The organism is Enterococcus sp. DIV1279b, from assembly GCF_050531515.1.
GTDB lineage: Bacteria > Bacillota > Bacilli > Lactobacillales > Enterococcaceae > Enterococcus_D > Enterococcus_D casseliflavus.
The window spans coordinates 204947-218558 of record NZ_CP172891.1; the positions used below are offsets into that span (position 1 = coordinate 204947).

Below are 13612 nucleotides of genomic sequence, written 5' to 3' on the forward strand. Positions count from 1 at the left end.
CAGAGAATGAAACGTTCAACTGTTAGGCGTTCTTGCCACAGTGCCTTGAAGGCTCTGACTACCAGCAAAACATTTCCGGGAATATCAATCGTTCACGGTAAGTATAGCAAGGACCTGAGAAACCAATTGCCAAAAATCATACATAAAGGAGGAAAAAGAAATGGACCGTCGAATTATTTTTTTAGCAAGTACCTATGTTGTATTGGGGATGGTGAAGGTTCTACTGGCTTTTCCTCATACAGAACATTCTTTTGGTTCCCAAGTCAATATAGTAAAAAACATGTCCGATTTTGCTGATCGATCCGCCGATGCTGCTTCTTTGATTGATGAAAAACATCCCGAACACGAAAATGACTTCTCCGCAGAAAGAGCGAGACCATCTGTCGAGTCCTTCCAGCGAATCATGCTAGAGGAGGTTTTTGAGAAGGGAAAGATGGCACCAGCTTCCCAAAAGATGACCGATCAGATGATGCGAAGCAACTACCCGATGACCTATCATGGTCAGCTCAGCATGGTGTTATCCGGAATCACCCTTTATGGACAACGAGGCGAGGAGGCTTCCATTTGTGTTTACAACGTTTTTGAATAAAAAAGATCAGCGTAAGTTGAGTATTTACAAAGAACTGGAGCATGCGCCCTTCATGACACGATCGAGGGAGCAAATGATGGATCGTTTAGGCATGTCTCCATTTTTAGTAGGCAAAACGGTAGAAGAATTAGCTGCTGATTTCGTTCAGTCTGGCTTACAAAAAGAAGTAGCACTCAGCTGGGATGGTGAGACAATAGAACTGCACACAAATGGGCGATTTACTTCTGAGCTCCTCTTTTCTTACTATGCTGAGAAATCTATCAAATTTTCACTGTTTACGGCCATTTTTTGTGAACGCCTCCATTCCATCAACAGCTTTGCTTTGGATCACTTTTTAAGTCATACAACCGTTTATAATGAATTTAAGGAGCTGAAAAAAGCGCTGCAGGCATTGGCGATTGACATCAATAAAGAGTTTAAGTTAGTAGGGGATGAATGGCGCATCCGAGAAGTTGCCTTGCTTTTTTTTAGTATGATGAAGCGCTTAGACCCATTACGGACCCTTCAGAGCGCGAAAGAAATCAATCATTTTGCGCAACTCTTTTTCGGGTCAGCTTTTTCCGATAACTATTCTTCGTCTCTGGCTTTACGATTGAAGATATATTTAGGGATTGTGACGGTTCGAATTCGAAATCAGCATTATTTAGCGAAACTTTCAAACACTTCTTTAGCAAATCAAGTGGCGAGCCAGAAACTTCCAACGATACAAACATGGTTGCGCAGTAGAAAGACCATGGAGGAAGATTTCATCAAACAAGAAAGTCTCGGATTGTTAAACTATTTGATTGTGGAAGGTTGGCTTGAGGAGGAACGGTTCATGCAAGACTCTTGCCCAGAGATTCTTCGCTTCAATCAGCTGTTTATGGATTTTTTGACGCCACGATTGAAAGAAAACAGTCGCCAATATGAGGTTCGCCTAAAAGATCAGCTAATGAAGATCCACTATGAGTTGGTTCATTTTCCTTTGTACGTGAAATACAAGTATACGATGACAGAGGTGACGTACTTTTTCGAAGCGTATCCTGAATATGTGGAATGGTGTCGGACATTTTTGGAAAAAAATAAAAAGGAGCAGGTTCTATGGGAAGCAAAGGAATTTTTATTTTATCGTTACTTGCTCTTACTAGTTACCACGATTCCGATGAATGAAATTATTGAACCATTGTATGTCTGCGTCGACTTTTCATTCGGGGAAGCCTACAATCACTTTATTAAAGAATCGATTTCCCGTATCGTCAATCTGAATATTTTATTCCAACGTAGTCCCACGTTGCAAACCGATTTGATACTTTCGGATATTGTTTTGGCAGAAAACAGCAGCATCGATCAAGTTTGCTGGTTAACACCACCAAGGCCGACAGATTGGGCGATTCTCACAGAAAAAATCCTCGATTTGCGAAAAATGAAGTACGAATAGGGAGGCACTCAGTACAAGATTGAAAGCAAAGGACACAAAAAAACGATTGAAACACAGTTGTTCAACTGGCAGCCACCCATTTGAACAACTGTGTTTTTTTCTGATGACGCCAGAGGATCTTAGGCAACAGAAAAAAACTGCTGAAGCCGAGGATCGACAATGCGTTGGATGCAAAACGTGATCTTTTATCAGTAGACCCATTCTCCAAAAGCTCGTTCTCTTTCGCTAGGGCGGGAGTCATTTGCTTGAGTCGAAAAAACGAAGCGTAGTATAATAAAAGAGAATTGATATTTATTTACTAATTGGATGGCAAGATGTTTTTTCAATAGAGGTTGTTAAGAGGAAAAAGAAAGAGAAAGGATTTCGCCTATGAAGCATTCGCAAAAAGGGGTAGCGCTTCTTTTGGTTTGCGGACAACTTTTAGCTGGTGTGCCAGTTTCAGCTGCGGTTGTTGCATCAGAAAGTACGACCGTTACCCAAACATCAGAAACAGCTGCACAAGCAAGTGACAGCAGCACAGCAGGGACGATCGAAGAAGCCGCTCCAGCAGTGGAAGGACAAGTGCCCGATTCTGAGCAAGGATCGGTACCTGTAGAAAGTGTACCAGAAGGATCTGAGACAGCGCCGGAGGGAACAGAGCAAACCGAAGAACCGACCCCAGTTCCCCAACCGACCCCAGAGCCAGAGCCAGAACCAGAACCAGAGCTACCGAGTAAGCCAGAGCCTTCTCAGCCAGAAGAACCAACGCCAGCACCCAAACCAGAAGAACCCACACAGCCTGTAGCGCCCAAACCTGAAACGCAGCCAGAGAAGCCCAAACCGTCAAAACCTGTAGAAACGAAACCGACACCAGAAGCAAACAGTGAAGCAAGTCAAGCAACACCGGCGGCTGTGTCACCGATCATGCCACCAAGTACCCAAGCACCAAGCGCGCCAAGTCAATCCGATCCGACACCGCAGCAAGGCAGCGAAACGACCTTGACGGTCACACCAGTAAAAGAAGTGTGGGATTTTATCCAAGAAATTGGTGAAGATGCCCGAGAAATCGGCTTGAAAAATGACTTGTACGCTTCTGTCATGATTGCACAGGCTATTTTAGAGTCAGGTGGCGGGCAAAGCAGACTGAGTCAGGCGCCGTACTTCAATCTTTTTGGTATCAAAGGAACCTATCAAGGACAGGGTGTCGCTTTTCGGACACAAGAAGATGATGGTTCGGGAAATCATTATACAATCACAGCAACTTTCCGCCAATATACTGGCTACAAAGAGTCATTGATGGACTATGCTCGCTTGTTGAAAGAAGGGATCGGGCAGCAGTCTGATTTTTATAAAGGCGTATGGAAATCAGAAGCGGCTTCTTATCAAGAGGCTGCCAGCTATTTGACTGGTCGGTATGCCACAGATACGACGTATGATCAAAAGCTGAAAGCATTGATCGAAGCCTATGCGTTGACCCGTTATGATCAGAAAAAACCTGATGTGACCGCAAGTGAGACGTATCTTTTTCCTGTTGAAAAAGCCGTTGTCACTTCTACTTTTGGTCCACGTTGGGGAAGCTTTCATCGAGGTGTTGACTTTGCCGCAGCGTTTGGGACCCCAATCCTGGCGAGTCAATCTGGAACGGTCATCCGTTCAGAGGTACATCCTTCTTGGGGGAATTATGTAGCGATTCTCCATGAGGACGGGATGACGACACTCTATGCCCACAATCAACAGAACCTTGTAAAGGTTGGCCAACAAGTGAAACAAGGAGAAACGATTGCCCTCATGGGCAGTACAGGCAATAGCACAGGAGCACATCTGCACTTTGAAGTCAGTGCATCGCCTAGCTTGAGCCAAGCGCAATTGGTCGATCCAATCGCTTTTTTAACAAAATAAGAATAGTCAAAAAAGAGAGTATCAGAGATGCTTTCTTTTTTTTTGCCTTTTTTTTGAAAGTATTGGAACAGCAAGTTTTTAAATTTTTTTTCAAGAAAATAAAAAAAAGTTTAAAAAAAGCGTAAGAGGATTTTATATAATTTTCACATAACAATAACAGTTGCTATTCCAAGCTAGTTTAGATGGAACGTGGTTGTGATTGTTATCAAAGAAGTGAGAGAGGAGGATGAGCTATTGCTTCAAAGAAATTAAAGAAGAGCATTGTTTTTAGTTTGTGCCTGTCTGCACTACTGCATCCCTTATTGACGACGTCAACTCTCCAAGCTTATGAAGGAGAAACGGAAGTTTTAAGTGAGCAGGTCGATCCGCAAGCAACAGGAACACCCGATTCGGAAAATTGGCTGCCTAGCAGTGAGACTGATGATACCGCCAGTGATGATCAGTCAGAGCAAGTGTTGCAGCCAGAGACACAGGAAAGCAACTCAAACAATGATAAAAGCAGTCAAGAAGCACCAGAAAATGAAACGGATGAGTTTTCTCAGCTGCCGTCAGAACCAGAAAATGATGACCTTGAAACGGTAGAATCAACCGATTCGTGGGAAGAACCAGAAGATTCGGAAGAACCAGAACTTTTTTCTGAAAATGAAGCTGTTCTGCATATTACGATTGAAAACCAGCAGCATCTCCGAGCAGTTTTATTAGGAGAAACTTACACGTTAGGGAGCGGCAGCAGTCAAAATTACAGCTCAATTGATGATGAGACCCATCTTGTACTGACGTTCCTCCAAAGTCTGCAATTGACCGAGCCGATTAGCGGAATCGCCAGAAAAGCCATCACATTTGCTGGCGGCAATGAAGGAGTCACCATTTCCCAAGCAGCTGCGCAAAACAATACTGAAAACACGATGGTCTTTCTTGGTGCACAACGACTAGAATTTGAGAATCTGACCTTCTCAAATATTACGAGCGCCGGCGGACTTGTTCAAACGCAAGGATCGGTAAACCTGTTGTTTACGAACGTGAATTTTGTGAGCAGCAATGCGACTGGTCGATTCAGTAGCAACAATCAAGCGACGATCACCTTCACGGGGAATAATCGCTTAACGACTAGTACAACAGCGATTCCCGTATTCTTTTCTGCCAATCGGATCATGGTCAATGATCATTTTCACGCAACGATCGCCGGCAGCGGATCGAATCCATTTTTCGAAGCGAATCAAATTGTTTTTGCAGAAGAAGCCGATTTTCGCTTGGAAAAGAACAACAATGCCAACAATGGCGCAGTCGTTCGGCTAACAGGCAGTGCGCCTGTGATGACGCTGGGACAAGACAGTCACGTCTACGTCCGACAAACAGGAATGTTTGTGACGGTAACGAACACAACACAAGACAGCATCGTTCATCTGGAAAACGGTGCGCACTTCGACGGTGGGTTAGGCCAAGGATTTTCGGGAAACACTACATCAACAATTGGCGAACTGCACTTAGCCAGTCGTAGTAAACTAACTTTTAGTGAATTTGGCTCTGTGTCTGCTTTTCCAGCAATCAATATCGGACGAGTATTTAAAACTGAAGCAGCCTCATCAGAAGCTCAAGCAGTCACTCTTGAGGGGAATCGCTCCGGAGGAACAACTGGGGCATTTGTTCACTTGCGAAGTGCCAATTCAATTGCTGAATTAGGCAGTTACACGAAAACGACGATTCAACAACAAGGCCCCATGTTTACAGGGGTCGCCACCAGTACGATCACCATCGGCGACCATGCCGTGATCGATAATACCCATAGTTTTGGCTTCAACGGGAGTGTCAATGTCAATGCGATCGATATTGGGAATCACGTTTCATTGAACATTCAAGAACCGACAAATGCAACGACAGGTTCCGCCTACAATACCTTTTTTGCTAGAAGCCGTTTTACGGTCGGCGAGCACAGCAGCATTAGTGTTCCACGACGAAGAACGGTTAGTACCTTAACAACGAATGCTGTGATCCGCTTAAACCTTGCTGGCGGCAGGATCGTCTTTGGCAAATACAGTACACTGGAAGCAAACCATCGCGGCGCTTTGCTTCATGCGCAGCAAGCCGAAGTTGTTTTTGAGGAAAATAGTCGTGTCGAAGCGGCCCTGAGCAGAGGGGTCACCAACGGCACTGCAGTCAGAAACTTCACCTTGAAGCAAGGGGCGGAAATGGTGCTTTCAGAGCACACGGCCAATCAACAAGCTGTAGCAAGATTCAATGTGCAAAGTAGTTTTCTGATGGAGCGAGGAGCCAAACTGACATCCACCCGCAGTTCTACAGGAACTCAGGGCATGGTGCAGTTTTCCTCGGCTAATGCCCGTTTTGTGACAGAAGAAGAGGCGCAGATCCATCTAACGCAAAGAGGACCATTGGTCATTGGAAATACCTCCTCGGATGCCTTCATAGGGGCACGATCAGAAGTGACGCTCAATACAACAAGCGGGTTTACTGGAAATACAACGATGCGTCGTTTAGACGTAGGACCAGGTGCGAAGATCAACGTGACTGAACCGTCTACTAGTGCACTGAATCTGCAATATTTTACCTTTACCACAGAAATTTTGATTCGAGAAGAAGCGGAAGTGACTGTCACACGAACCAGCAATGTGAATGGTCCAGCCTTTCGCTTAACCGGATCAAGTTCACGCTTTACGACATTAGAGGGAAGTAAATTGACAGTCAGTCAATTAGGAATGGCGTTGCGTGGGGTAACAACGACCGATGTATCTCTTGGGAAGCGTTCCATCAATACGATCCAAACGGGTTGGGGGTTTACCGCCAATTATACAATTCGTTCGTTCGTCTTAGAAGATCAAGGAACGTATCGTTACACACAGCCAACGAGTGGTAGTACCGCGCCGGCTGTAGGAACCAATTACGCTTCTATTCGAGTCGCACAACGCTTTGTACTTGGAGAAGAGGCAGATTTTCAAGCAACGAGAGCGAGGACGACTGCGGATTCACGTTTTATTCTATTGAATTCAGCGAATTCTACGGTCTTCCTTGGCAAAAATTCTACATTCGACATTAGCCAATCGGGTGGCGTTTTCCAAGTACAGGCCACCTCAACCTTGACTTTAGACGAGGGCGCTAAGCTCAATGTATTGACGGAACGTGGGTTGAATACAGCGACTGGTGGTGCTGGTGGTTTCAATCTAACCAATGCTTTTGGGACGATCAACGTTGGGAAAAATGCGGAGTTTATTGTCAGAGATGGCTACCAAAACCAACGAACGACAGCAGAATTTACGAATCGGCCCTTAGTAAATGTTGGTCGTACCTTTAATGTTGGAGAAGATGCAACGGTGTTGATTGAAACGACGATCAATAAATCCCTGTCAAGTGCGGTGCTGTTTTTCCGACAAGCGAATGCCCAGTTGAATCTATCGAATGTAAAATCTTTCGAATTAGCGCATCCAAGTGCAGTGTCGGGGGGAAGCAACGGCAATCTGCAACGGTTGATTCGTTCCCAAACAAACTTCTTAGCAAATGGACTACGCATCAATGTGATGCATCAAAAACTCACGCTATGGCAAGGGGCGAATCAGACAGCCGCTTCGTCACCAGCTGAAGAGTTTATTAATCTGTCTGGTGTGTTCCGTATCAACAGAAATAATGGGACAAATGCGAATGGGTTGCCAGCAGGCGTCTGGTCAGGCGCAATGAATGCTGTTTCGCAGGCTTTTCTGATGACCGCTGAATCAGTAACGGGGTCAGTGACCTCCACTGGCAATAATACACCGATTGAAACGGCGATCGCCCGCAACAATTTTAGTCGGTTACGCTTTTCTGAACCGGAAGGCTTGATGGCTCGGATCGATCCCTTGAGTGACCAATCCACGGAAATCACCGGGTTCATGTATGAGGATGCTCAAGCACGAATCACTTATCAGAATACTGAGGGAGAAACGGTGATCATCACCAATGAGACGGTTTCTGAAAGTGGCGAACGCATGATCCAATGGGGAGATTATCGTGATGAAAATCAGTTTTATCGCTACTTTACGATCAAACTAGCAGAAAATGAACGGTTAGAAACGGGCAGCAAGCTGAATGTTTTTCTTACAAAACCGGACCACGATTTTTACATTGATATTGATGTAGAAGTAACCGTCATCCAAGGGGTAGAATACCAGGCATTTAACATCACCCTCGATCGGCAGACGATCAACCAATTGGGCACGGAAGAAGAATTGCATAAATTGATTGTCGAAGAAAGTGAAGCTTCGGCACGCGATGTACTAAGCGATGCAGATTTGTCTGAAGAGATTCGTCTGGCGAAAACCAATCTAACAACAGACGTGACGGAAGATGGTACGTATTTTGCCGTATTAGAAGTCGGTAGAAAAACCTATGAGTTTACGGTTGGGATCGATATTACAAGTAGTTTAGAGCAACTGTCCGTGCGGATACCGACTCGCATGCTCTTTGAATCAATGTATGACAGTCAAGAAAGCAATCGTGTCTTCACGAGCCCTGAATACGAAATCCGCAACAACTCGTATGTAGGGGTAGATGTCAAAGTCAACCGACTAATTCTTGAAGATTCTGCTGGGATCGTACTGTTGAAAGAGGAAGAAGATCCATTGGATTATGCTGAGCCAGATCCAGACTCGGAAGAAGAACACCCAATCTTGACAGAACAAGATATTTCGCAACCGTTGTTGGCGTTGAATTTAATGACAGAGCAAGCGACGGTTCGCCTATACGATCAGATGCCTGAAGCGGACTTGCTTTCCATGCCTGCCCGCAATCAATCAGCGATGACCTTAGGCGGAACTTTTTACGGCAATTACCCGCTTTGGATCGTTGATTCAGAATACGAAGAAGGCGGGTACTACGAGGACAATCTACGCCCTCAATATCGCTTTGTTTTAAGATTCGTTCCTAAATAATACAAAGGAGTGGTTGTAATGACAATGGAAAATCCAAAGAGAAATAAGCTGTTTTTCCTTTTGTTACTGCTCTCCTTTCTGGGCGGTATCGGTTTTTATTACTTGAATCAGCAACAAGTGAATGTTCCTGTGATCAGCGCCGATCTTTTACCGGAAATCGGCGATGCTTCCGATCGTGAAGTAGCTGAAAGAGCGCAAGAGGTAGCAGATGCGAATTATTTTACGCTGACTATCAATCCTTCTGCGGTTTTTGAAGCAGGCGATCGCGAAGGATCCATTGAGATCATCAATCCGGCAACTAATGTCTATCCGATCGCAGTGGATATTCATTTAAATGAAACCGGAGAAATGATTTATTCTTCGGGTGCAATTTATCCAAATCAGCAGATTTTGACTGCTAAGCTTGCTCAACCCTTAGAAAAAGGCGAATATGCAGCCACAGCAACAGTCAACATTTATGACCCAGAAACACATGAAAAACAAGGAGTCACAGAAGCAGCAATAACGATAAAAATTCAGAATTAATTGAAATCAAAAGGAGAATGAAAAATGAAAAAAATCAACGCAATTGTATCAGGAAGCATCGCAGTATTGACTTTATTAGCTGGAGGTGTAACCGCGGCAGCGACGACACAATCCATCAATGCGGAAACCAGCGGGGATGTTCAAATCAACGGGATCATCGGCAGCTTTGACAACACAACCCCTGGACCAAACCCTGGTGACCTTAATGAGTGGATCAATGTAACGATTCCAACGACCGCTTTGTTCTATACGACGCAAGAATCAGGACATCAAGAAATCGTGTCTCCGACCTATACGATCACCAATAATTCTGCAAAAGGAGTGATCGCTACAGTGGCGGATGTCATTGACCCGGTAACAATCGAGCCAATCAAGCAATTAGCAGTCAATGAGATTGACTTGATTACCGATGGAGTCGTGGATGTGTTAGAAACCGACCTATTTGAATTAGGATCAAATCAAACATCTGGAAATGTAGGTGAGTTTACTTTTTCTGGAACGGCGACGCCTCAACAAGATGAAAAAGAGGTCAATCCAAGTTTTAAATTGGTTCTAAACTTTGCCCCAGTGGTTGAGTAAGACAAACGGAAACGCGAGGAGGGAACTGTGTGAAACATGGTCATTGGAAATATGTACTAATCGTCCTCCTGTTTGTTTTGTTTGTGATACCTAGCCAAAGCTTTGCACAGACTGCGAGTGGCAATGCAGGCACTCGTTCTGTGCAAGTCCAAGGGCGTATCGGAGAAACTGACGACAAGCTGGATGAAGAACAGCTAGATTCGGATGCCGTTGGAGACGATGGGAGAACCAAAATCGTCGCAGATGTTTCGGCTATTAACAAAGGCTCATTACCTAAAACGGGAAGTGAGCAAGCAAAAATAGCATCAATCGTGGGTTTATTTTTATTAATCATTTCTTTTTACTTGTTTAGTAGTAGGCAATTAAGAAGGAACTAAAAAGAGATGACTGTCCGAAATCAAAAAAGAAGCAGTAGCAACAACCAAACTGCTTCTTTTTTTTTCGGTCAAAACGAATCCAAGATGACAAGTGTTGATGGAAAAATGAAAGAGGAGAACAACGGATGAGAATAAATAAAACGGATTTTGAAACAGTGATGGCTAATAGTGAATTTTTAGACTATTACTGTCAATTATTTGAACGAAACGGTGAACGATCCGTCACGGATACGCAATTAGAAAAATTACACTATTTGATTCAAAAGCAGGTGGCACTAACGATTCAAAAGAATGCGAGTTATTCCTTTTTTACACAAACATATAAATTACCTGAAACACTCGTAAAGGATTACCAACTGTTAGCGGAGTGTACCGAGCGACTTTCAAAAATAGAAATGGATCAGTTGATACCCAAACAATTTATTGAGCAAGACTTTAACGTACGGGTGAAAAAAGCAAGTCAAGAATCTCAATATGAGCAGCTTTTAAACATCATGTCAGACACATTTAGACAAATAAAGAAAACATAGTCGATTTTTCACGCAGCAACTTTTTCAAGCATGAAGCAAGATGCGTATCAGCCCTAGGGGGTCTCTGAGGAAAGCAAAAGCGAAATCCTTGCACTATTTTCAATAGCCGATAAAATAATTGTTATACAACAGTAGTCTGGAATCCACGCTTTTTTTCATCAGGCTATGAAAAAACCGATTTTTTATGTAGGATGAAAACCGATATAATGAGACTGCTTAGGCGCCTTTCATGCGTAAATTAGCCGCAAAAAAGAAATTCTTAGTAAGGAGCTTATGTTTGAAAAATTTTCAATTGAGTTTTGTCACAAGCAAATCGACCGTCCGATGGCTGCAGATTCTAAGTGAATTTGAAAAAAATGAAATTTGCAGTGCCAGCCATTTGGCTGAAGTAACAAGTAGTACCACAAGGACGATTGGCAAAGACATCAGTCAGATTAATGATTATTTCTGTGGGTTGATCCTGATCACTTCCACCAATCAAGGCTATTCGTTTGAACTATTTGATTATTCACAGTATGAAAAGAAAAAAGCTTCGCTTTTAGCGAATGAACCGCTCTTTATTTTATTGGAAAATATTTTTATTGGAGAGTTAAAGACGATCGATGAGTGGGCGGACTGCTTGTTTTTATCCAAGAGTACCTTATCAAAATACTTGCAGCGCATTCATGAACAACTGGCACGTTTTGATCTCCAACTAGCACTAGATCCCCTGAATATCGTTGGACAAGAAGCAGATATCCGCAATTTCTTCTGTACCTTTTTCTATGAAACGGATAGCACCCCCCATACTGTCTTTCCGCCAGCTGCGGTCCAACAGGCAGTAACGGAAATCGGCAGGATGTTTGACAAAAATAGTTATCATACTGTTTCGTTTTCACAATATACGTATCTACTCTATATTTCGCTTGAGCGATTTATGCAAGGCAAAACTGTGCAAATCAACGACGAATTGTACCACGCCTTGCGACACAGTATTCAGCTGATGCACTTTCAGCGAATCAATGGCATTATTGAAAAGTACTTTCAATGTCGATTGACGAACGATGAACTTATCTTTTTGTTTGTTAGTATTATCACAAAGAAAAAACTGCAAAATGTGATCGTCGAACAAAAGTTTTGTCTTTCTTATAATCATTGGACCGAGATTCGCACGTTGACCAACGAGTTTTATCAGATGTTGAATGTATCGTCGAAAAAGCCTAAAGAAGATCAGATTCTGATCGAATCCTTTTTTACTTCTGCCAAATTGAAGGAGTGCTTATCCACTTCGGCCAATCGTAATATTTATGATGTGAATGCGTTTATTAAGAAAACTTTTTCTAAGGAGTTTGCTGCTTACCGAGAGTTTTTAGAAAGTAGTTTCGAGTACCACACCCTTTATTCTGTGGAGTATCTGACGGATTTTTGTGCAAACTTAGTGATTTTTATTGAATCTGTTCGAGAACGTCATTGGTTTCCCCGAAAAAATATCGCCTTTATCTTCGAAGGAAATAACAATATCGTTCAGTACATTGAGGGCTGGTCCAACCGCTATTTTAGCCGATCCCATCAAGTCTTTTATCCTGACTCAGGGGAAGTCAATGCTCAGTATTTAGAACAAAATACCATTGATCTGCTAGTGACGAACTATGCCGAGCATGCGACCGAATTTCGAGATATCGTTGAATGTATCGTCTTCAAAACGATCCCTTCTTCTTCTGACTGGAATCGGCTGCTTGAACGGATCAATCCTAACGTCACCCGCCAATTTGCCCTAAAAGACCTCTTCTAGTTTCCCATTCTGTTTTGACCTAAAGAGTTGCTAGAAAGGGCCTTTTACATGAAAAGAAAGCATTTTTCCTTCACTGCTTAGACAGTGAGAAGGAAAGATGCTTTCTTTTTTAATGGCTTGACTCTCCGCAGCTGTGCAGGAGTGTGGGGAGGGGAAGTGGGGAGTGTATCAGGTACGGATGCAAGCCTTTGGAACCAGCGGTTTTCAATTCAATCGATCAATGTGGGCGAAATCATTGGGCTTCACTTAAGTAAATCAAACTCCAAGGCGCCTTTTGGTTTAGCTGAAGACCGGTCAATTCCCGATAGAAACAGGTTTTGTCTTTGACCGTCAGCTGAATGATCTCTTCTTCCGTATACTCGTTTAGAGAAGAAATTTTTAAAACATAAAGTTCTTTTAGTATTTGCAGCTGTGCGTCGATATCTAATAGCAACGACATTTTTTCGAAAAAAGTACCCTCGTCTTGTTCATAGATCGCCAAGAATCGTTGGCGCAAAGAGAGATAAAAATTAAAGATTTTTGGGTGTGTATAAGAACAGGGCGAGTGGATAAATTCTACGTCAAAAAAGTTTACATATTCTTCGGCTGATTGGATCGTTTTTAAGTTCATATCAATACTCCTTATAAGTGTTAGGAAAGGGCGACAATACGTGTCATTATCAAAAAGAGTCACTGTTAAGCAATGTCTTACTGAGAAGGCCCTTTTGTTTTTTTTAATGATTGGGGGAAGGACTTTCGCTACATTCAATGTACAGGATATTCCAAATTGGCTCAAACGCGTTTTTTCGTAACCATACGAAGATTTGTTTTTCGCTGGTATTAACGTCAAAAATGTTCAACTATTCTGATAATTGTTGTTATAAAAAGAATATTTTCGGAATGGGCGAAATGACTGGGTTTCCTTTCTTTTCCAGCAGGTTGTTTTTTCATTCGCTGAAATCATGGTTGAGAAAAAACAGCATCAGTTGACCGGTAGGCTCATCCCCGTCATTTTTTCAAAGGTGTGATACTATAGAATTATCTAGAAAAACGA

Annotated in this window: 10 protein-coding genes; 9 read left to right on the forward strand and 1 reads right to left on the reverse strand. The window is 43.0% G+C overall.

The window, feature by feature from the left end:
• Positions 1 to 160: 160 nt before the first annotated feature.
• From IGI71_RS00945 to IGI71_RS00985, 9 genes are all read left to right on the forward strand, one after another.
• The gene (locus IGI71_RS00945) at positions 161 to 589 is read left to right on the forward strand and encodes a hypothetical protein (protein WP_430616098.1); all 429 of its coding nucleotides are present in this window, start codon (positions 161 to 163) and stop codon (positions 587 to 589) included.
• Positions 567 to 2006, forward strand: coding sequence for a helix-turn-helix domain-containing protein (locus tag IGI71_RS00950; RefSeq protein ID WP_201705616.1), 1440 nt, complete (start codon positions 567 to 569; stop codon positions 2004 to 2006). The genes IGI71_RS00945 and IGI71_RS00950 overlap by 23 nt, the downstream gene beginning before the upstream one ends.
• Positions 2007 to 2375: 369 nt before the next feature.
• On the forward strand, positions 2376 to 3884 hold the full coding sequence (locus IGI71_RS00955; protein ID WP_430616100.1) for a peptidoglycan DD-metalloendopeptidase family protein: 1509 nt from the start codon (positions 2376 to 2378) through the stop codon (positions 3882 to 3884).
• 302 nt (positions 3885 to 4186) lie between these two features.
• On the forward strand, positions 4187 to 8797 hold the full coding sequence (locus IGI71_RS00960) for a hypothetical protein (RefSeq protein ID WP_430616101.1): 4611 nt from the start codon (positions 4187 to 4189) through the stop codon (positions 8795 to 8797).
• An 18-nt stretch (positions 8798 to 8815) separates the two neighbouring features.
• Entirely contained in the window at positions 8816 to 9322 is a 507-nt protein-coding gene (locus IGI71_RS00965) for a hypothetical protein (RefSeq protein ID WP_074536629.1), read from the forward strand.
• Positions 9323 to 9346: 24 nt separating this feature from the next.
• Positions 9347 to 9901, forward strand: a complete 555-nt coding sequence (locus IGI71_RS00970; protein ID WP_074536630.1) for a hypothetical protein — start codon at positions 9347 to 9349, stop codon at positions 9899 to 9901.
• Between the two features lie 29 nt (positions 9902 to 9930).
• Positions 9931 to 10278, forward strand: coding sequence for an LPXTG cell wall anchor domain-containing protein (locus tag IGI71_RS00975; RefSeq protein ID WP_074536631.1), 348 nt, complete (start codon positions 9931 to 9933; stop codon positions 10276 to 10278).
• Between the two features lie 125 nt (positions 10279 to 10403).
• Positions 10404 to 10808: a hypothetical protein gene (locus tag IGI71_RS00980; RefSeq protein ID WP_074536632.1), complete on the forward strand. Its 405-nt coding sequence runs from the start codon at positions 10404 to 10406 to the stop codon at positions 10806 to 10808.
• 277 nt (positions 10809 to 11085) lie between these two features.
• Positions 11086 to 12579 (forward strand): helix-turn-helix domain-containing protein, encoded by a 1494-nt coding sequence (locus tag IGI71_RS00985; protein WP_225869336.1) that lies wholly within the window; start codon positions 11086 to 11088, stop codon positions 12577 to 12579.
• 232 nt (positions 12580 to 12811) lie between these two features.
• Here IGI71_RS00985 and IGI71_RS00990 read toward each other — a convergent pair whose 3' ends face one another.
• Positions 12812 to 13189 (reverse strand): DUF7006 family protein, encoded by a 378-nt coding sequence (locus IGI71_RS00990; protein WP_005232663.1) that lies wholly within the window; start codon positions 13187 to 13189, stop codon positions 12812 to 12814.
• Positions 13190 to 13612 lie beyond the last annotated feature (423 nt).